This window comes from Salinispora goodfellowii (genome assembly GCF_059570675.1).
In genome coordinates, this window is the sequence record NZ_JCANTD010000002.1 from 165,897 (window position 1) to 185,792 (window position 19,896).

The window sequence follows — 19,896 nt, forward strand, 5'->3', positions numbered from 1 at the left end:
CGGACCGCGGCGGTTCAGCGCAGCCCCGTGCCCGGCGGTGTCAGCGCCGCCGGGCGCGCGGCCGCGGGTGTGTTCCGGCTGGTCAGCACCCGGATCCGCCCATCGGTGGCCACCGCCGTGATCGCCGGGACGTCCCCGTTGCGCATCGCCTCCGCCGCGTCGTCGGCGACCCCGCCCCGCGGCGCCGACAGCACGACGAGGTCCGCCGCCGCGCCCACCGCGATCCGCCCGGCCGGCAACCCCCAGACCCGCCCCACATTGCCGGTCGCCAGGGCCCACGCGACGGCGGGGGCGAGCGGTACGAGGCAGGTCAGGTCGACCACGGTCTTGAGGACGGCCAGGGGCATCACCCCGAACCCCGACGGCGTGTCCGAACCGACCACCACCCGCGCGAGCGCGCCCTGCTCGGCGGCGCGCCGGACCAGCCGTAGTGTGGACCGCAGATTGCCCGCCTGCACTACCTGGAGGGCCATCGCGCTCTCCGCGATCAGCAGGTCCACGTCGGCGTCCGGCATCGCGGTCGGGCCGCCGTTGGCGTGCCCGCAGATGTGCGGGTCCAGCCGCAGCAACGCGTCGGCGCGCAGGGCGCCCGAGCCGGCCGCGCTGAAGCCCCCCGCATGGCACATCACGAGCAGGCCGCAGTCCTTCGCCACCCGCAACTGCGGCACCGCCGCCAGCGGGTCGGCGTACGCGCCGAAGCCGAACTTGGCCAGCCAGACACCGCACCGCACCAGGTGCCGGAAGTCGCTCTCGTCCAGCGTGGGTTCGAGCAGCACGTTGCCAGCGTGTACCCGAATGCCGCCGGGGCGGATCGCGTCGAACGACGCTCGTGCGGCCACCGCCAGGGCTTTCACGCCCTCGCGGTCGCGGGGGCGGCCGGGGACATGCACCTCCCCCGCAGAGATCATCCGCGTCACCCCGCCATGGACGTAGCTCTCCAGGAAGCCGACCGTCTGCTGCCGGGGGGTCCAGTCGCCGAACGTCACGTGGCCGTGCGAGTCGATCAGGCCGGGTGCCACCGTGCCACCCGCGGCGTCCAGGACCGCATCCGCGGCCGCCACCCCGTCGGCCAGCGTGTCCGCCGGGCCGGCGGCGACCACCGTGCCGTCCGCGCAAAGCACGGTGTCCGCACCGGTCAGCATCGGTGCGGCCAGGTCGCCCGAGAAGACGGCTGTGGCATTGACGACGGCAAGTGTGCTCACGTCAGGATCCTTAACCGGGGCGTTGAAGTCCCGTCCACCCTGTCACGCCCGGCGTCCTTGAACCGTCCTCCTGTTAGCAGATTCGGGACGACGTTCGCGGAGGCGATCGTGAAGCGGTGGTCGACTAAGGATCTTCAGGTGCTGGTGCCGCCCACCGAGGGGCGGGCCGGTGACGCCCTGATGACCTTCTCCGACCGATACTCGGTGTTCGACCACGGCGTGATGCCGGACCGGATCCCGGGCAAGGGGCGTGCCTCCTGCACGATGGCGGTCCACTCGTTCGGTCTGCTGCACGACGCCGGGCTTGCCACGCACTTCGTCGAGCAGGTCGCCGCGGACACCATCCGCATCAGGCTGCTCGGCCGCGACCTGAGCGGCACCCGGCCGGCCGGGTCCGCCCGGCTGATCCCGCTCCAGGTGGTCTACCGGCGCGAGCTGCGCCCCGAGTCGTCCGTGCACCGGCGGATCGCGGCCGGAGCGCTGGACCCCGCCGACGTGCCCGCGCCCGACCCGGTGACCGGGCAGCTCGCCGCCGACATGGTCGAGTTCACCAGCAAGTTCGAGGAGACCGATCGGTTCCTCACCCGCGCCGAGGCGGCCCGGATCGGCGGCGTCGGTCCCGACGACCTGACCGCGCTGACCGCGGCCGCCCGTCGGATCTGCGCCACCGTCGGTGAACGCTGCGAGCAGATCGGGCTCACCCTGGTCGACGGCAAGGCCGAGTTCGGGTACGACGACGACCGCCGCCTGCTCATGGTGGACCACGCGGGCACCCCGGACGAGAACCGCTTCTACCTCGGCGACACGCCGGTCTGCAAGGAGCTGCTGCGCGCGATCCACCCGGGGCTGCGCGACCGCGTCCAGGCGTACGTCCGGGACGGCGTGCCGCGCGCCGAGTGGGCGCCCCCCGCGCCGCTCCACCCGGAGGTGATCGCCGCGGTCGCCGACGTCCACGCCACGCTCGCCGAGCTTTGGACGACCGGGACAGCCGCCGCGCGGAACCGGCTCACCGCCGCCGCCCGGCGCTACGACGACGCCGTCGCGGCCGGTGCCGGGAGCGGACGGTGACCCCGCGAGCGGTCCGGGTGTGCGGCCCGTCCCGCCTCAGCTTCACCCTGATCAACCTGGACGCCGGGTCGTTGCGCCGCAACGGCATCGCCGCGATGGCGGTCCGCCGGCCGGGCCTGATCGCCGAGGTACAGCCGGTGCTCGGCGCGTCCCGGGTGACCGGCGCGGCCGAGGAGACCGCGGCCGGCCTGCTCGCCGCCCTGGCCACGCTGGAGAAGCGCTGGGAGGGCCCGCCCGTCAACGTGCACCTGACCCGGCCGTTGCCGCAACACACCGGGTTCGGTTCGAAGACGGCCACGCTGCTCGCGGTCGGTCGCGCGTACGCCGAGATCTGCGGCCGGAGCGTCGAGTTGCCGGAGCTCTCCCACCTGCTGGGCCGGGGCCGCACCTCGGGTGCGAGTACCGGGCTGGCGGTCACCGGCGGCTTCCTGGTCGACGGCGGCCACCGCAACCCGCCGGAGATGGCCGCCGATCCGGCCGCGTTCCTGCGGCCCAGCCGCTACGCGCCGCCCGCACCGGTGCCCCGTCCGGTGGTGAGCCTGCCGTTCCCGCCGTGGCCGGTGCTGATCCTGATCACCCACGGGCGGCACCTCGGCGGCCAGCGGGAGCTGGACTGGTTCACGCGGGTCACCCCGATCCCGTCCGAGGAGGCGCGGCGCACCGCGCAGCTGGTGTTCCTCGGGCTGGCCCCGGCCGTCGCGGAGCATGACTTCGACGGGTTCTGCGACGCGGTCAACGAGATCACCTTCACCAGCCACTTCAAGCGGGAACAGATCATGTTCCAGGGCCGGCCCGTCGAGGACGTGCTGGCCGCCGGTCGCGCCTCGTCCGCCGTCGACGCCATCGCGCTCAGCGTGACCGGGCCCGCCTGCTTCGCGTTCGCCCGTGACCCGCGGGCGGCCGAGGCGTGGGCGGCGTCCCTGCTTCGCAAGGGCCTGCTGCGCGACTACTGGTTCACCCAAGCCGACAACCGTGGTCTCACGCTCGACCATGTGCCACAGCAATGAGGAAGCATGCCTGAGAAGCCGATCGTGCCCAACGTGCTGGCCGCGCGCTACGCGTCGCCGGAGATGGTGGAACTCTGGACCGACGAGCGCAAGGTGGTGCAGGAGCGCCGCCTCTGGATCGCCGTGCTGGAGGCCCAGTCCGACCTGGGCGTGGACGTGCCGGCCGCGGCCGTCGCGGCCTACCGCGCGGTGCTCGACCAGGTGGACCTGGCCGCCATCGAGGCGCGCGAGCGCGTCACCCGGCACGACGTGAAGGCCAGGATCGAGGAGTTCAACCGGCTCGCCGGGTACGAGCACATCCACAAGGGCATGACATCGCGTGACCTCACCGAGAACGTCGAGCAGCTCCAGATCCGGGACAGCCTGACCCTGGTCCGCGGCCGCTGCGTGGCGGTGCTGGCGCGGCTCGGTCGGCTCGCCGCGGAGCACACCGACACGGTTATGGTCGCCCGTACCCACAACGTGCCGGCCCAGCCGACCACCCTCGGCAAGCGGTTCGCCGGGGTGGCCGAGGAGATCCTGCTGGCGGTGCGGCGCCTGGACGACCTGCTGGATGCGTACCCGATCCGGGGGGTGAAAGGCCCGGTGGGCACCGTGCAGGACCTGCTCGACCTGCTGGGGGGCGACCGGGAGCGGCTGGGCCGGCTGAACGACCGGGTCGCCGCCCACCTCGGGGTGAATCGGGCGATGGTCAGCGTCGGCCAGGTCTATCCGCGGTCGCTCGACTGGGAGGTGCTCAGCCTGCTGGTGCAGGTGGCCGCCGGGCCGTCGTCACTGGCCACCTCGCTGCGGCTGATGGCCGGGCACGAACTGGCCTCCGAGGGGTTCGCCGAGGGGCAGGTCGGCTCGTCCGCGATGCCGCACAAGATGAACATGCGCTCCTGCGAGCGCATCAACGGCCTGATGGTCGTGCTGCGCGGCCTCGCCGACATGACCGGGCAGTTGGCCGGCGGCCAGTGGAACGAGGGTGACGTCTCCGACTCGGTCGTCCGCCGCACCGCGCTGCCCAGCGCATTCTTCGCCCTGGACGGGATGCTGGAGACCGTTCTCGTGGTGCTCGACGAGTTCGAGGCGTTCCCGGCCGTCATCGACCTGGAACTCCAGCGCTACCTGCCGTTCCTCGCCAGCACCCGGATGCTGCTCGCCGCGGTGCGCGCCGGGCAGGGCCGGGAGACCGCGCACAAGATCATCAAGGAGTACGCCGTGCGGCACGCCTGCCTGCTGCGTGCGCGTGGCGGCGAGAACGGCCTACTGGACGCGCTGGCCGCCGACGCGCGCTTCCCGCTGGACCGGACGGAGCTGGACGCCCTGCTGGCGAACCGGTTGCTGTTCACCGGCGCGGCGGCCGACCAGGTGGCCGAGATCGTGGAACGGATCGACCGTGAGGTGACCGCCGACCCGGCCGCGGCCGGATACCGCCCCGCCGCCCTGCTGTGAGGCGCAGTAACCGAGTGGCTACTGTTTGCGAACCAAAGGGTGCCTCCCGTTAGGAGTATCTATGCACCACGAGACGGTCCGGTTGCTGACCGCGTACAACCCCGCGACCACCATCGAGACCACTGACAAGGAACGGACGCTCGCCCTGCTCGACCAGGGCGACCCGTGGTCGCGGGACCTGCCCGTGCACCTGACCGCGTCCGCGCTGATCGTCCACCCGCCGACCCGCCGGGTCCTGCTGCGCTGGCACGCCCGAATGCAGGCGTGGTTGCAGGTCGGCGGGCACGGCGACCCGGGCGAGCGCGACCCCCTCGACGTGGTGCTGCGGGAGGCCCGCGAGGAGACCGGCCTGGACGACGTGACGCCCTGGCCGGACAGCGCGGTACGGCAGATCGCCGTGCTGCCGGTGCCCGCCGGCGCCACCGAACCCGCGCACGAACACGCCGACCTGCGGTTCGTCCTGGCCACGGCGACACCCGAGGCGGCCCGCCCGGAGAAACCAACCGCCGAACTGCGCTGGCTCACCCTGCCCGAGGCGTTCGCCCTGGTGACCGAGCTGAACCTGATCGAGTTTCTGAACAAGGTGGGGGAGCTGTTCGACCAGGAACGCTGAAACATGAAGGAGTGGAACGCCGTGACCGACCTCGCCTTCCCGACCGGCGACCCCGACATCGTCGGGCGCAGCAAGAAGATCTGGCTCGTCGAACCTGGCCGCTGCGTGGTGGAGATGATCCCGTCGCTGCGCAGCTTCACCTACGACCGCGACGAACTCGTCAACGGCACGGCCGAACTGCGGCTGGACTTCTTCGAGCACGTGTCCGGCCTGCTCGCCGCCGACGGCGTCCACACGGTGTTCCGCCAACGGCTCGGCCCGGTCACCTACCTGGCCGACTATCGGCCGTCCGTACCGTTCGAGGTGATCGTCAAGAACCGGGCCACCGGCTCCACCATCCGCAAGTATCCCGGCATGTACGCCGAGGGTCACCGGTTCGACCCGCCGGTGGTCAAGTTCGACTACCGCACCGACCCGGAGGACCAGCCGATCGGTGAGGACTACCTGCGCGACCTCGGCGTGGACGTGGGCGCGTACCGGCAGATCGCGCTGAGCTGCAACCGCCTGCTGTACAACCTGCTGGAACCCCTGGAACTGTGGGACTTCTGCATCGTGGTCGCGCCGGACGACGACCACGGTCTGGTGATCAACTCGGAGATCTCGCCGGATTGCATGCGGCTGCGGGCACCGGACGGAACGCCGTACGACAAGGACCTGTTCCGGCGCGGCGCGCCGGCCGCCGAGATCATCGCCCGCTGGAGCGAGCTGATGGAGTTGGTGCGCCGTGGCTGACCGGATTGCACTGGTGACCGGCACGAACCGCGGCACCGGCCGGGCCATCCGTGCCCGGCTGCTCGCCGACGGCTACCGCATCCGCTGCCTGAACCGTAACTCCTGCGCCGACCACGACGACCCGGTCCTCGCCAACCTGGCCGACGGCGCGGCGGTCAGCCGGGCCGTCGCCGAGTCCCTGGCCGGCACCGACCGGCTGGACCTGCTGGTCCTCAACGCGGTGACCCGCGGCTTCGGCCGGCTCGCCGACCTCGACCCGAAGGACTGGGACGAGGCCGTCGCGGTCAACCTGACCTCGGTGGTACGCGTGATCCAGGTGGCCCTGCCCAAGCTGCGCGCGGCCGGTGGGCACATCGTCATCATGGGTTCGCACGCGGGTGTCCGCCCGTTCGAGGAGGGTGTCGCCTACTGCGCGACCAAGGCGGCGCTGCGTGCGGTGGCCGAGGTGCTGCTGATGGAGGAACGCCCGCACGGGGTCCGCACCACGCTGCTGAACCCGGGCGCCATTCGCAACTTCGACGACGACTTCGCCGACACCAAGATGAGCGTCGAGTCGGTCGCCTCGGTGGTGTCCTGGGCCGCCGCGACCCCGCCGGACATGGTGCTCGGCGAGATCGAGCTGCGGCCCGCCCTGCTGGACCCGCCGCCGGTCACCGGCCTGGACCGCTTGCAGTACGTATGAGAGCCGGGGAGGCAGGGGCATGACGGTCCGGACGCCGCTCGTGGCCTGGGACGAGGAGACCCGGACCCTGCACGTGGTGCTCCGCGGGGCGACCGACGCCTCGCCGCCCCGGTCGGTCCGGCGCAGTCTGCTCTGTTGGGTGAACTTCGATGCCGCCGGTGCGGTCTGCGGCGTGGACGTGCACGACGTCCCGCCCGACGTAACCCGCGCCATCCCGCATTTCACCGGAGTCGACATCATCGGCCGCACGTTGATCGACGACGGTTGGCTCTGGATCCCCCTGTCCGACAACTCCACGCACCGGCGCCGGAGTGGTTCGGCCGACGTCCGGTTTACCTTGGACACCACCGGCCTCGCCGCCCTGACGGTGCACCTCGCCGAATGGAAAGCCCCTTGACCTACCTCACGATGCTCCGCCTGCCCGCGGTGACCCGGCTGCTCTGCGCGGCCGTTGTGGGCCGGCTCCCCACCTCGATGGTGGCCCTCGCCCTCACCCTCACCCTGCGGGAGAACGGGATCGGCTACCGGTTCATCGGGTTGGCCCTGGCCGTGCTGACCGTGTCGCAGGCGGCCGGCGGCCCGGCGCTCAGCCGGCTGATCGACCGGCGCGGCCAGACCCTAGTGCTCACGGTCTCGGCGCCGGTGTCGTCGCTGGCGATCATCGCGGTCGCCGCGGCACCCGACCACCGCGCCGTAGTCCTGATCGGAATGGCCCTCTGCGGCCTGGCCACTCCGCCGCTGGAACCCTGCCTGCGCGCGCTCTGGCCGGGCCTGGTGGGGGAGAAGAACCTGCAACGCGCGTACTCGCTGGACTCGGTCGGCCAGGAGGTCATCTTCGTGACCGGGCCGTTGCTGGTCGCCCTGACCGTCGCGGTTGCCTCGCCCGGCGTCGCGCTGGCCCTCACCGGTGTGCTGTGCCTGGCCGGCACCGCCGTGTTCGTCAGCTCGTCGCCGTCGCGGCAGTGGCGCGGCGAGGCGTCCAACGCCGGGCTGCTCGGCCCGCTGCGCAGCCCCCTACTCGTGCTGACGCTCGTCGGGATCGCCGCCACCGTCATCCCGATCGGCGCGGTGAGCATCATCCTGGTGTCCTACGCCGAGCAGACTGAGGTGTGGGGTGGCGCCAGCGTGCTGCTCGGCATCTCCGCGGTCGGCGCGTTCACCGGCGCGTTGACCAACGGGCGGATCGAGTGGAAGATCCCGGCCGCCACCCGGATCGTCGTGCTCAGCGCCTGTCTCGGCACCGCCTACCTGCTGGTCGGCACGCTCGCCCCGGTCTGGTTGATGGCCGTCATCGTCTTCGTCGCTGGGTTCTTCCTGCCGCCGCTGCTGGTGATCGCGTTCTCCCTGACCGACGAACTCGCACCGACCGGCACCATCGTCGAGGCCTTCGCCTGGCTGGTCACCCTGTTCGCGGTCGGCTCCGGCATCGGCGCCGCGGTGGCGGGCGCGGTCCGCGACTCCGCGGGTACCCGGGCCGCCGCGCTCACCGTCGGCGGCCTCGCCTTCCTCGGCGTCGCCGTGCTCGCCGTCTTCCGGATCGCGTACACGCCCCGGGTCAAGGTCGCGGTGTCCTGATGACCGGCCGCCGCCTGCTCTGCCTCGACCTGGACGGCACCCTGCTTGATCTGGCCGGGACCGTGACGCCGGGAGTGGCGGCGGCGCTGCGCAAGGCGTGCGCGGCCGGGCTGGCCGTGGCGGTCCTGACCGCCCGGCCGGCCCGGGACGTGCCCGCCGCCGTCCGGGCGGCGATCCCCGCGACCACGTGCTGGGGATACAGCAACGGAGCGCTCGTCCAACTGCCCGGCGAGGCGCCGGTCCGGCTGGCCGGGCTCGCGCCGGACCTGGTCGGCGACCTGGTGCGGGACCTGTCCGCCCACTGCCCGTCCTGGACGTACGCGCTGGACCTGGCGGACGCCACCGTGCTGCGCGACCCTTTTCCGCCCGAGGCGGCCGCGCACTGGAACGACGTCCGCCGGGTCACCGCCTTCACCGGCCGGGAGACCGCCTCCAAGATCCTGGTCCGCACCGGGGAGCGGGCGGGACCGGCGGAGGTGGCGCGGGTGCAGCGGGTACTCGGCGACCGTGCCGAGGCCACCGCGTCCGGCGGCCGGTACGTGGAGGTCAACCCGCACCACGCCGGCAAGGCGGCGGCGATGTACCTGCTGGCCCGGGCCCTGGACGCCACCTCCGTCGCCGCCGCCGGTGACGGGCTCAACGACATTCCGATGCTGGCCGCGGCCGACGTGTCCGCGGCACCCGCCAACGCGGAACCCGCGGTGCGCGCGGTAGCCGCGCACCGGCTGCCCGGCAACGACGAGGACGCCGTCGCGGCGTTCGTCACCCTGCTGCTCGGGGCCGGGGCCGCCGTCGACTGAGAGGAGTCCCATGTCCCTGCGTGTCCCGTACGGCTCCTGGCCATCCGGATGGCGGGCCGAGGACGCGGCACAGGCACCCCGCACCGTGGACTGGACCGGCTTCGCCGGTAGCCGGGTCCGCTGGGTGGCCGCCGACCCCGCGGACGGCCGCAACCACCTGCTCACCGCCGGTGCACCGGGACAGGTCACCGACGTGTTGCCGCCCGGCTGGGACGTCCGCACCGCCTACCAGGAGTACGGCGGGCGCCCCTGGACCGCCGGCCCGCGTGGCGCGACGGTCTTCGTGCACTGGAACGACCAGCGCCTGCACCGGCACGTCCCGGACGGCACCGTCGTCGCCCTCGGGCCGGCGAGCGGCGACCGACGCTACGCCGACCCGGTGATTCGCGGCGACGAGGTGTGGTGTCTGCGCGAGAGCGGCGGCGTGCGCCGTCATCTGGTGGCCGTGCCGCTGGACGGCAGCCGGTCGGAACGCGTCCTAGCCGGCACCCACGAGTTTCTCACCGGCCCCCGGGTCAGCCCGGACGGCACCGGGGTCGCCTGGACCGGCTGGAACCATCCGGACATGCCGTGGGTACGTACCGACGTGATGGTCGCCAGGGTTACCACGGAAGGTCGCCTCACCGGCGTCCGGCGTCTCGCCACCGGTCCGGACGAGTCGGTGACCCAGGTCGAGTGGAGCGCCGACGGCCGCTCGCTCCTGGTGGTCAGCGACCGCGACGGCTGGTGGAACCCGTACCGGGTGGACGACGACGACCGCTGGCACCCGATCTGTCCGCGCCCCGAGGAGTTCGGCGAGGCGCTGTGGCGGGTCGGCGCGAGCACGATCGCCGCGCTGCCCGGCGGCGCTCTCGCTGCCGCGCACGGGACCGGCACCCGCCGGCTCAGCGTGCTCGGCGCCGACGGAGACCTGACCGCCGCGGGACCGGATCTGAACGGCTGGACCGACTGGCAGTCCGTGACGGCGTCGGGCAACCGGATCGCCGCGGTGGCCGCCGGACCGGGCCGCCCGCCGGCCGTCGTGCTGACCGGCAGCGGCCGCACCGACGTGCTGTGGACCACGCCCGGCATCCCCGCCGGTCACCTGCCGCCGCCGGTGCATCGCACCTACGCGGGCGTGCACGCCTACGTCTACGAGCCGTGCCACCCCCGGGTCACCGGCCCAACCGGCGAGAGCCCGCCCTATCTGATCCAGGCGCATGGCGGCCCGACCAGCCGGAGCCGTCCCGGCGGGGTCGAGGCGGCCATCGCGTTCTTCACCAGCCGCGGCATCGGCGTGGCCGACGTGCAGTACAGCGGTTCCACCGGTTTCGGCCGCGTGTACCGGGACCGGCTGCGGCACCGCTGGGGCATCGCCGACGTCCAGGACTGCGCCACCGTCGCCCGTGCGCTGATCGCCGAGGGCCGCGCCGACCCACACCGGCTTGCCCTCCGCGGCGCCAGTGCCGGCGGCTGGACCGCGTTGCGCGCGCTGGTCGACGAACCCGGCCTGTTCCACGCCGCCGCGGTCTCCTTCCCGGTGCTGGACGCGGCGTCCTGGGCGGCAACCACCCACGACTTCGAGTCCCGGTACGCCGACTGGCTGGTCGGCGACGCGGTCGCCGACCGGTCGCCGATTGCCGACGCGGACCGGATCCGCGGTTCGGTGCTGCTCATGCAGGGCGCCCGTGACGCGATCTGCCTGCCCCGGGACGCCGACCGGTTCGTGGAACGCCTGTGCCGTTCGTCGGTGGCCGTGCGCTATCTGCGTTTCCGGCACGAGGGGCATGGATTCCGCGACCCTGGAGTGGTGGCCGAGTGCCTGCGCGCCGAACTCGACCTGTACGGCTCTGCATTCGGATTTATCCTACCGGGAAACGGAGCGGAATTGTCATGAGCGGAACCGCAGGAGTGGCACCGGGAAAGACCCCACTGTTGCGCATCGCGGTGCCGAACAAAGGCACTCTCGCCGCGAACAGTGCCCGCCTGATCGCCGCCGCCGGGTTCTCGTTCGCACCGGCCCGGGAGCGGCTGTTCAGCGCCGACCCGACCAGGTCCGCCGAGATCCTGTACCTGCGGGCCCGGGACATTCCCGCGATGATCGCCGGAGGGTACGTCGACGCGGGCATCACCGGCCGCGATCTGGTCGCCGACTTCGGCCACGAGCTGCGCGAGCTGCTGCCGCTCGGCTTCGGCCGTTCGGTGGTCCGGTTCGCAGTGCCGCCCGGCACCGACGAGGACCCGCGGACGTGGCACGGCAAGCGGATCGCGACCACACTGAGCACCCTGACCAGGCGGCATCTGGCCAAGCTGGGCGTGCGGGCCCGGGTGATGCCGATGAGTGGCGCCGTCGAGGTCGCCGTGTACGCCGGCGCCGCCGACGCGGTGGCCGACGTGGTGGATTCCGGCCGGACCCTCGCCGCGCACGGACTGCGCGCGGTCGGCGCCCCACTGATCGTTTCCGAATCGGTGCTGGTGGCCATGCCGCACCGGGTCGGTTCGGTTCGGCTGAGGAATCTCGCCGACTGCCTTGCCGAATGCCTTCCGGTAGGGGACAAGCTGTCTTCTGCCCCGTGATGCTAGGATCGACGTACATTTACTCGGGAAAGCGAGCCGGAAGCCGTGAGAAGGTCTCCAGGTTTGACCCTGGTCTTTGACGCGGACGACACGTTGTGGGAAAACAACATTCTCTTCGAGAAGGTCATCGACAGAACACCGGGGTGCTGGAGCACCAGGAGCTGGACCCCGATCCGGGCGTGCTCACCCTGACCCGGTTCCCCGAGCTGCTCGACCACTTCTGAGACCGGGAGGCGTGATGCCCGACAGGCCGATAGGAATCTTCGATTCCGGCGTCGGCGGGCTCACCGTCGCCCGCGCCCTCGCCGACCAGCTGCCCGCCGAGACCTTGCTCTACCTGGGCGACACCGGCAACGTCCCGTACGGGTCGAAGTCGATGGCCGATGTGCGCCGCTACTCACTGGCCTGCTTGGACCGGCTGATCGACGAGGGCATCAAGCTGCTCGTCATCGCCTGCAACAGCGCCGCCGCGGCCTGCCTGCACGACGCCCGGGAACGTTACGCGGTGCCGGTCGTCGAGGTGATCCGACCGGCGGTGCGGCGGGCGGTGGCGGCCACCCGCAACGGCCGCGTCGGCGTGATCGGCACCCACGCCACGGTGGCCAGTGGCGCCTACGAGGACGCGTTCGCCGCCGCCCCGAACCTGTCGGTCACCAGCGTGGCCTGTCCCCGGTTCGTCGAGTTCGTCGAGCGTGGCATCACGTCGGGTCCGGCGTTGCGCAGCGTTGCCGAGCGTTACCTGTCGCCGTTGCAGTCGGGTGGTGTGGACACGCTGGTGCTCGGTTGTACGCACTACCCGCTCCTGGCCGGGCTGCTCAGCCTGGTGATGGGCAACGGTGTCACGCTGGTGTCCAGCGCCGACGAGACGGCCAAGACGGTCTACCGGATGCTCGCCGAGGGTCGGGTGGCACGCGCGACGGGCGACGAACCGGCCCGACACCGGTTCCTCGCCACCGGCGACGTCGCGCCGTTCGAGCGGCTCACCACCCGCTTCCTCGGCCTGTCCCCGGCGATGGTGTTGACCGCCGCGGCGGCCTAGCGGTGCCTCGTCGCCGCGGAGTACCGACGTCGGTCGCCGTGATCACACCCGCCGCACGGCCACGAAATCGTGGTTCCAGCAGGCCAGCGGGTCAGTGCCGCGGCGCACGTATCCGGTCACCTGGCCTAGGACGATCGTGTGGTCGCCGCCGTCGCGCAGCCCGTACGCCCGGCAGAGGATCCGCGCCATCGCGACCGGCAGCGACGGCGTACCGGAATCGAGGTCCTCGACCTCGACCCCGGCGAACCTGTCGACGCGCTTGGAGCCGAACCGCAGCGCCAGATCGCGGCCGTCGACGCCGATCACATTGACGCAGAACGTCTGCGCGGCGACCAGTCGGTCGTGCGACCGCCCGCTGCGGTCCACACAGACCACCAGCAGCGGCGGGTCCTCCGACAACGACACCACCGAACTGGCGGTGAATCCGTACGCCTCACCCTGCTCGTCGCGCGCCGTGATGATGGTGACCGGACCGACGATGGCGGACATCGCTTCCCGGAACGTGCCGCATTCGGGCCGGACCGGCACCAGCTCGGCGATTTGCTCGTGCATCGGCTGCCCTCTTCCGTGTCGTCAGGCCGCGATCCGCCGGCGCGCGGGCACCGACAGGCCGAGATGGTCACGCAGCGTGGTGCCGGCGTACTCGGTGCGGAACAGGCCGCGGCGCTGCAACTCCGGCACCACCAGCTGGGTGAAGTCGTCAACCGAGCCGGGCACCGTGCTCGGGTAGATGTTGAAACCGTCCGCGAGACCTCGCTCGAACCAGTCCTGCATCATGTCCGCCACCTCGCCCGGACTCCCGACCACGGTGTGCGCGGGCTGCGTCGGGCAGGCGTGCACCAGGTCCGCGTAGGTGATCCGGTCCGGTCCGGTGGCGGTGCGCCGGGTCAGCCGGGTGATGTCGGCCAGCCGCTGCCGGGCCTCCGGTGCCACCGTCGCCAGCTCCGGGGCGGGCACGGCTGCGGACAGGTCATCGGGTATGCCGATCCCGAACAGCCGCGCCGCCGAGCTGCGGTTGTGCCGCAACCCCTCGCCGAGGCCCCCGGCCCGCACCTGCGAGCCGGGTTCCTGCTCGGGATCGAGCGGCAGTAGCGCGTTCAGTGCGTCGTAGCGGGCCACCGCCTCCCGGGTGGTAGGAGCGACCACGACGATCAGGCCGGGCAGGATCGTCACGTCGTCGGCGCGGTCGTGGCGGGCAGCCCGTGCCTTGATGTCTGTGTAGAACTCCTCGCGCGCCACCAGATCCGGTTGCAGGCCGGCGAACACCACGTCCGCCGCGCGCGCGCTGAGCTCCCGGGCGCGGTCCGAGGTGCCCGCGTTCAGCAGCACCACCTGACCCTGCGGCGGGCGGCCCACGTCGAGTGGCCCGTCCACCGAGAAATACGTGCCCCGATGCCGAACCGGCCGTCCGGGTTCGCTGTCCCAGAGCGCCCGGACCACGACCAGGGTTTCCTCCGCCCAGTCGTAGCGCCGTTCGGTCGGCCAGTGCTCGGTGCGACCGAAGTTGCCGGCCGCCGCCGGGTCCGCGCCGGTCACCAGGTTCCAGGCGGCCCGGCCGCCGCTGAGATGGTCCAGGGAGGCGAGCAGCCGGGCAATGCCGTACGGGTCGGAGTAGGTCGGGTTGGCGGTCACCACGATGCCGATCCGCTCGGTGGCTGCGGCGATCGCGGCGGCGGTGACGAAAGGTTCCAGCCGGGAGATCTGCGCCGGATTGCTGTGCTGCAGGGCCGGGTCGCTCGCCAGGCGGTCGCCGAGGAAGACGAAGTCGAACCGGGCCTGCTCGGCGGCCCGGCTGACCTGCTGGATCACCGTGATGTCGTATGCGGCGTCGGCGCAGGCGGACGGATGGCGCCAGCCGGCTGGGTGGGTGCCGGTGGCCCAGAACATCAGCCCGAGGTGCATCATGCGTGCGGTCACGTCGGTCGGCTCCTGTCGGTCGGCGCTCGTGGGTGCGGCGCTTTGTCGCTGAGGCGGCGCTCTCGCGTGCTGTCAGCGCTTTCGGCCGGCCTGGGCGCCGACGCGGTGGGCGAGGCGGTTCGCGGGTCGGTTCAGGCCGAAGCGTTCGCGCAGCAAGAGCTGCCGCTCCGCTGGCCGGTCGGCGGTCCACGTCGGCAACCCGGCCTCGGTGAACGCGGCGCACTCCTCGGCACTGTCGAACCGCACGAGCCAGCCAATGGCGCCGTCCGCGGCGTTCAGCCCCGACTGCCGGACGTCGTCCGGCCATGCGGTCCGCAACCACGGCCGGTCGTCGTCGCCCGGCGCCGGGCCGATCAGCACATCCGCGTCGGCCGCCGCGCCCCGATCGTTTGCGTCCGCCAGCACAAGCGGATGCCCCTGCGGCGGCCGGATCACATTCAGCGGCCCGGCCACCCGTAGCAGCGGCCCCTCGTGGTTCAGGGTGTGCACCCGGTCGCCGTTGACGAACTGCGCGGTCGCCTTGTCGTGGGTGAACGCGCCGTCCTCCCAGGTGTCCCAGAGGTCGCGTAGCAGCGGTATGTATTCCGCGGTGCGTGCCGCCCGGTCCGCCGCCGGGTCAACACCCTCACGACGGTGGTTCGTGTCGGCGGCCGGGTCCGGCGCGCTTGACACCAGCCAGCCCGCCCGCCCGCCGCTGACATGGTCCAGCGAGGCGAGCATCCGGGCCAGGTTGTACGGCTCGGTGTACGCGGGCGGCATCTCGATCACCAGCCCGATCCGTTCGGTGCGGGTGGCCAGCCAGGCCGCGGTGATCAGCGCAGCCGGCGGTCCCGGCCGGTCATCGGGCGCGGCGGGCCGGTCGGGCAGCACCAGGAAATCCACCCCGGCGGCCTCGGCCGCCCGGGCGGCCGCGACCGGTTCCGTGCCGGCGGGCAGCTCGTACCCGACCAGGGAGCCAGCTCTGTATCCGCTCACGACTCTCCTTCGCCTGGCTACGCGGGCACGGGACACCTGGCCGGCCCGGTGCGGTGACGGTTACCAGGGAGACGACTCCAATTCCTGCGGCGTGACAGCAGCCCGCACCCGGTCAGCACCGCAGGTATCGATCGAGCCACCGTCAGTGACGGTGCCGCTTCGGCGTAGCAGGGCGAGCAACCCGTGGCCGTCCTCGACCCGGGCGTCCGGCCGTACGTCTGGGTGCGGGGGTTCTCGGTCGGTGCGCGGCGAGCGCATCAGGATGGCAGCGCCGGCACCGGCCCGGCGGGCGCACACAATGTCGCGGTGCACACTGTCGCCGATGAACCAGCAGCTCCGCATCGGTACGCCGATGGCGTCGGCGGCGAGCTGGGCGAGGCGGGGGTTGGGCTTGCGGGGCCCGGCTTCGTCGCTGTAGAACTCGGCGGCGAAGCGTTCGGACAGGCCGGCGGTGGCGAGGAAGTCTCGGTGTGCGGCGCCGCAAAGGGTGTTGCTGACCACGGCCATCGGTAGGCCCGCCTCGGCAGCGGCCTGTAGCGCTTCTGGGATGCCGGGGCGGACCTGCCACTCGGACCGCCAGGTCCAGGCGTACGCCAACGATGTGGCCTCCCGTTCGACGGCGTCGCGGGCGGGCCGCGGCCAGGTACGGGTGACAAAGTCCGCCCAGACTCGGGTGTGTGGTAGCTCCATCGGATCGTCGCTCGTGCCGACCTCGTCGCGCCACGAGGCGTAGGAGCGGGCACCTTCGGTCAGGTCGCTGGTGATCTTCTCGGTGGAGACCGCGCCATCCACCAAGGTGAACAGCCGGCGGACGAATTCCGCTGGTGCCGGTTGTTGTCGCGGAGCGTCAGCGAGGACGCCACCGAAGTCCCACAGCAGGGCGTACGGCATTGGCAGCATGCCGACCATGATGGAACACGACACCGTCGATGGCTAACCTCTGGCAGCCGCGTTGACCAGGCCGTGACGGTGTCGCCAAGCCCAACAACGACGTGCTCCCCGGCTGCTGGTAGTCCTCTGTGGCGGGCTCGCCCGGGGTGGGCTGCGATCAGAAAGCGCCGGTCGAACCGTCGGTCAGCTCACGAAGGATGTCGGCGTGGCCGGCGTGCCGGGCTGTCTCTTCGATCATGTGGACCAGGATCCAGCGGAGCGAGACCTCGCCGAGCTGCGGGTGCGGCACCACATGATCGAGGTCGAATCGGGCGGCCACCGTGCGGGACCGGTCGCACTCAGCCTCGTAGGCCGCCGCAAGCCGCTCGACGGTGTCTTCGTCGGTCAGGGTGAAGCTGGCCAGCGCGCTCTCATCGGTGGCTAGGACGACGTCGCCGTCCCCGGGGTCGAGTAGCGCCGAAAACCAGTTCCGCTCCACGAGGGTGAGGTGCTTGACCAGGCCGGCGACCGTGGTGGCGGACGGCACCAGGCGGCGGGCGGCATCGGTCTCGGAGAGCCCACGCAGCTTGCGCAGAACCACGCCACGGTGGAAGTCGAGGAAGGACTCGAGCACTTCGCGCTCACTGCCCGTGCGAACCTGGACAAGACCAACGGTGGGATCGATGTTCCGCTCAACCATGTCGGGACCGTAACCGGCTGCTGGTGCTTTCGCGGCCCCGGGAACTCTCGGCGGGTGGAGGTGAACACCGGTCAGGGGCGGGTTCTCGGCTGATCGAGAACCCGTCCCTGACCGGTTGTCCAGTTGCCCTTGGCTCAGGGGCGTCCGGGTACCTGTTCGCCCAGTGGCCGTTGTCGCTGGTGGGTGGTCAATCTGTTAGGCGATGAAGTCTCGGACCTTGGTGTAGTTGCTGGAGTCGTCGTTCATGTCAGTGTGTCCCTTGCAACCCACGGAGGTATTCACCGCGCCGTCGAGTTTCGCCGAACTGTCGGGATTGATCAGTGCGTCGCAGGTCGACCACAGGGTGGCGTAGTTGACGTTTCCCGGGGTTTCGTCACCGGAGTTCAGCGAGTCGAGGAAGCTGCTTCCCCGAACCATTTCCTTGCATGATTGGTAGAAGGAGCAGAACCAGGAAACATCGGTGCCGTGGTTCACCCCGGCGACGGAGACGAAGTCGTCGACGGTAGCTGTCCCGCCGCCGTTCTTGAGATACCAGCGGGAGCTCAGGGCGCCCATCGAATGGGCGACGATATCCACCTTGGTGGCGCCGGTCGCGTCGAGCACGTCCTGCACCTTGTCGATGAGCTTCGCGCCGGTGGTCGCGTTGGACTTCTTCCAGTCGTAGGACCAGGTGTGGAGCTCGGAGGCATGGTAGCCGTCCGCCTTGAACTTGTTGATCCAGGTGTTCCAGGTGCTGGCGGAGCTGCTCAGACCATGGACGAAGAGGACGGGATTGCGGTCTGCGGCCTGCGCGGCCGACGGAGCGACCAGTGCCACCGTGGCCACCAGGGCGGCGACGATGGCGGTGCGGACGAAGCGTCTCATGGGGGTCTCTTTCGTTCCAGGCGGCCCAGAGTTCGGACCTGACGGTGGTGGGTGGGAGACGATCCAGTGACGAACGTCAATGTGACATGAGGGTGTCGGAGGGTGCTAGTGGTGTTATGTTTCGATCCGGTAACATTGATCACTGTTCGACGGTGTTGCTGGTCAGGGTAGGGGCGAATGCTCCTCGCGTAGCTTCGCCGACCCGGCGCTGACCGACCAGCCGGCAACCCACTCGCTGGCTGTGGTCGGCTTGGTCCGGTCCGCCAGGTGGTACCAGTCCATTCGGCACGAGGTTCGGGTCACCTCCAGTACGCCGTAGCCGTGCCCGTCCAACTCGGTCCAGCGCACGTGTGGGTTGGTCGCGCGAATCAAGCTCGCGCCGAGCTTGCTGACCACGTTGTCCGGTGGTAGCCGCAGGAAGTCGTCCACGTTGTCTGTGGTCACCGATGGCACCACGAACTCGGCGGCGGCCGGCGACCACGGCCCGGTGGATTTTGTCGTTATCTCGTTGGCCCACGAGGTGTGGATATCCCCGGTGAGGAAGACGACATCGTGGGTGTCGGTGGCGCGGAGGTGGTCGACCAACTCGTTGCGGTCGGCGTTGTAACCGTCCCACTGGTCGGTGTTGAACACCACGCCGTTCTGCGACATGCCCAGCAGCTCGGCCAGCGGGCCGAGCAGCCAGGCGGGAAGCGTGGCGACATCGAGCCGAGAGATCATCACTGAGCTCCCGACCAGCTTCCACCGCGCGTCGGAGGTGGCCAGACCGCTCTTCAGCCAGGTCATCTGATCCGCGCCGGTGATTGTCCGGTCCGGGTCGTCAACGCCGCCCCAGTTCTGCTTCGACCGGTACGTCCGTAGGTCCAGCATGGAGAGGTCGGCGAGTTGGCCGAAACGGAGCCGGCGGTAGATCGTCCCGTCCACTCCCGCGCGTACGGGCATCCACTCCAGGTACGCCTGCCGCGCCGCGGCCAGTCGGGCCGCGAAGTCACCCTCATCGTCCGGGGTGTGGTTCTCCGCGCCTCCGGACCACTGGTTGTTGGCGACCTCGTGGTCGTCCCAGGTGATCGCCCACGGTAGCGCGGCGTGCAGGGCCTGTAGGTCTGGGTCGGTCTTGTAGGTGGCGTGCCGGATGCGGTAGTCGGTCAGGGTGAGTGTCTCGTGCGGTGGGCTGACCGGACGGATGACCTGGCCTCCGGTGCCGAGTTCGCCGGTGCCGTACTCGTAGAGGTAGTCGCCGAGATGTACGACGAGGTTCAGGTCGCCGCGCTCAGCCAGGTATCGGTAGGCCGCGAAGTACCCGCCCTCCCAGTTCGAGCAGGAGACTACTCCCAGTCGCAGTCGGTCAATGTCGGCGTCCAGGTCCGGCGCGGTCATCGTTCGCCCGGTCGGGGACCAGGCGCCGTCGTAGCCGAAGCGGTACCAGTACGTGGTGGCCGGCTCGAGCCCGGTTGCCTCGACGCGAACGGTGTGGTCGCGTGCGGGTCCGGTGCGGATCGTCCCCTGCGCCAGCGCCGTGGTGAAGTCTGGATCGGCGGAAATCTGCCAGGACACTTGTGCCTCGGGGCCGAGGCCGGAGCCGGGTTGTGCCTCCTCGGTCGGAGTCAGTCGGGTCCACAGCAGGACACCGTTGGGCAGCGGGTCGCCGGAGGCGACGCCGTGCCGGAAGGCGCCGCTGGCGGCCTGGGCGGGGTTGCCGCTGGCGACAGTGGCGCTGGCAAGCGCGGCGGTGCCAGCGGATGCGCCGGCCACGCGGAGCAATGTGCGGCGATCAATTCCATTTATCATCCGCTATGTCTACCGGAGTCTGGGTCGGGTTCGCTATCACTGACTGCGGCGTCGGTGGCGCCCGGTCCAGC

The 19,896-nt window shown here is 71.2% G+C and carries 21 protein-coding genes and 1 pseudogene; 14 read left to right on the forward strand and 8 right to left on the reverse strand.

Annotation, left to right across the window (positions count from 1 at the left end; genetic code table 11):
- Nucleotides 1-14 precede the first annotated feature (14 nt).
- Complete coding sequence (locus T398_RS03195) at nt 15-1,202, reverse strand: amidohydrolase family protein (RefSeq protein WP_496444373.1); 1,188 nt, start codon at nt 1,200-1,202, stop codon at nt 15-17.
- A gap of 108 nt (nt 1,203-1,310) precedes the next feature.
- Between T398_RS03195 and T398_RS03200 the strand changes: the two genes are divergently transcribed.
- The 14 genes and pseudogenes from T398_RS03200 to murI all read left to right on the forward strand — a co-directional run bounded on the left by T398_RS03200 (nt 1,311) and on the right by murI (nt 12,711).
- A complete protein-coding gene (locus T398_RS03200) occupies nt 1,311-2,270 on the forward strand; it encodes a phosphoribosylaminoimidazolesuccinocarboxamide synthase (protein ID WP_496444375.1) in 960 nt (319 codons plus the stop codon).
- Nucleotides 2,267-3,277, forward strand: a complete 1,011-nt coding sequence (locus T398_RS03205) for a beta-ribofuranosylaminobenzene 5'-phosphate synthase family protein (protein ID WP_496444377.1) — start codon at nt 2,267-2,269, stop codon at nt 3,275-3,277. Before T398_RS03200 ends, T398_RS03205 begins: the two co-directional genes overlap by 4 nt.
- 6 nt (nt 3,278-3,283) lie before the next feature.
- Nucleotides 3,284-4,714 carry an adenylosuccinate lyase gene (gene purB, locus T398_RS03210; RefSeq protein WP_496444379.1) on the forward strand — a complete coding sequence of 477 codons (1,431 nt, stop codon included), beginning with the start codon at nt 3,284-3,286 and terminating at the stop codon, nt 4,712-4,714.
- Nucleotides 4,715-4,775: 61 nt separating this feature from the next.
- The gene (locus T398_RS03215; protein WP_496444381.1) at nt 4,776-5,327 is read left to right on the forward strand and encodes an NUDIX hydrolase; all 552 of its coding nucleotides are present in this window, start codon (nt 4,776-4,778) and stop codon (nt 5,325-5,327) included.
- A gap of 3 nt (nt 5,328-5,330) precedes the next feature.
- Nucleotides 5,331-6,059: a phosphoribosylaminoimidazolesuccinocarboxamide synthase gene (locus tag T398_RS03220; RefSeq protein ID WP_496444383.1), complete on the forward strand. Its 729-nt coding sequence runs from the start codon at nt 5,331-5,333 to the stop codon at nt 6,057-6,059.
- Nucleotides 6,052-6,741 (forward strand): SDR family oxidoreductase, encoded by a 690-nt coding sequence (locus T398_RS03225; protein WP_496444385.1) that lies wholly within the window; start codon nt 6,052-6,054, stop codon nt 6,739-6,741. Before T398_RS03220 ends, T398_RS03225 begins: the two co-directional genes overlap by 8 nt.
- A 19-nt stretch (nt 6,742-6,760) precedes the next feature.
- Complete coding sequence (locus T398_RS03230; RefSeq protein WP_496444387.1) at nt 6,761-7,138, forward strand: hypothetical protein; 378 nt, start codon at nt 6,761-6,763, stop codon at nt 7,136-7,138.
- Nucleotides 7,123-8,316: an MFS transporter gene (locus tag T398_RS03235; protein WP_496444389.1), complete on the forward strand. Its 1,194-nt coding sequence runs from the start codon at nt 7,123-7,125 to the stop codon at nt 8,314-8,316. Before T398_RS03230 ends, T398_RS03235 begins: the two co-directional genes overlap by 16 nt.
- Nucleotides 8,316-9,116 carry an HAD-IIB family hydrolase gene (locus T398_RS03240; RefSeq protein ID WP_496444391.1) on the forward strand — a complete coding sequence of 267 codons (801 nt, stop codon included), beginning with the start codon at nt 8,316-8,318 and terminating at the stop codon, nt 9,114-9,116. The genes T398_RS03235 and T398_RS03240 overlap by 1 nt, the downstream gene beginning before the upstream one ends.
- 10 nt (nt 9,117-9,126) lie before the next feature.
- Complete coding sequence (locus T398_RS03245) at nt 9,127-10,992, forward strand: S9 family peptidase (protein ID WP_496444393.1); 1,866 nt, start codon at nt 9,127-9,129, stop codon at nt 10,990-10,992.
- Entirely contained in the window at nt 10,989-11,672 is a 684-nt protein-coding gene (gene hisG / locus T398_RS03250) for an ATP phosphoribosyltransferase (protein ID WP_496444395.1), read from the forward strand. The genes T398_RS03245 and hisG overlap by 4 nt, the downstream gene beginning before the upstream one ends.
- Nucleotides 11,673-11,717: 45 nt before the next feature.
- Nucleotides 11,718-11,804, forward strand: a pseudogene (locus tag T398_RS03255) (HAD family hydrolase); the annotation flags it as partial.
- Nucleotides 11,768-11,896, forward strand: a complete 129-nt coding sequence (locus T398_RS03260) for a hypothetical protein (protein ID WP_496444959.1) — start codon at nt 11,768-11,770, stop codon at nt 11,894-11,896. The pseudogene T398_RS03255 and the gene T398_RS03260, both read left to right, overlap by 37 nt.
- Before the next feature lie 14 nt (nt 11,897-11,910).
- Nucleotides 11,911-12,711, forward strand: coding sequence for a glutamate racemase (murI, locus tag T398_RS03265; RefSeq protein WP_496444397.1), 801 nt, complete (start codon nt 11,911-11,913; stop codon nt 12,709-12,711).
- Between the two features lie 42 nt (nt 12,712-12,753).
- Here murI and T398_RS03270 read toward each other — a convergent pair whose 3' ends face one another.
- The 7 genes from T398_RS03270 to T398_RS03300 all read right to left on the reverse strand — a co-directional run bounded on the left by T398_RS03270 (nt 12,754) and on the right by T398_RS03300 (nt 19,825).
- A complete protein-coding gene (locus T398_RS03270; RefSeq protein WP_496444399.1) occupies nt 12,754-13,263 on the reverse strand; it encodes a flavin reductase family protein in 510 nt (169 codons plus the stop codon).
- A gap of 21 nt (nt 13,264-13,284) precedes the next feature.
- The gene (locus tag T398_RS03275; protein WP_496444401.1) at nt 13,285-14,628 is read right to left on the reverse strand and encodes an LLM class flavin-dependent oxidoreductase; all 1,344 of its coding nucleotides are present in this window, start codon (nt 14,626-14,628) and stop codon (nt 13,285-13,287) included.
- 72 nt (nt 14,629-14,700) lie between these two features.
- Nucleotides 14,701-15,603 (reverse strand): LLM class flavin-dependent oxidoreductase, encoded by a 903-nt coding sequence (locus tag T398_RS03280; RefSeq protein ID WP_496444403.1) that lies wholly within the window; start codon nt 15,601-15,603, stop codon nt 14,701-14,703.
- Between the two features lie 60 nt (nt 15,604-15,663).
- A complete protein-coding gene (locus tag T398_RS03285; RefSeq protein ID WP_496444920.1) occupies nt 15,664-16,512 on the reverse strand; it encodes an HAD family hydrolase in 849 nt (282 codons plus the stop codon).
- Between the two features lie 139 nt (nt 16,513-16,651).
- Nucleotides 16,652-17,173, reverse strand: coding sequence for a DinB family protein (locus T398_RS03290; RefSeq protein WP_496444405.1), 522 nt, complete (start codon nt 17,171-17,173; stop codon nt 16,652-16,654).
- 195 nt (nt 17,174-17,368) lie between these two features.
- Nucleotides 17,369-18,037 (reverse strand): esterase/lipase family protein, encoded by a 669-nt coding sequence (locus T398_RS03295; protein WP_496444407.1) that lies wholly within the window; start codon nt 18,035-18,037, stop codon nt 17,369-17,371.
- A gap of 162 nt (nt 18,038-18,199) precedes the next feature.
- On the reverse strand, nt 18,200-19,825 hold the full coding sequence (locus T398_RS03300; protein ID WP_496444409.1) for an alkaline phosphatase D family protein: 1,626 nt from the start codon (nt 19,823-19,825) through the stop codon (nt 18,200-18,202).
- Nucleotides 19,826-19,896 lie beyond the last annotated feature (71 nt).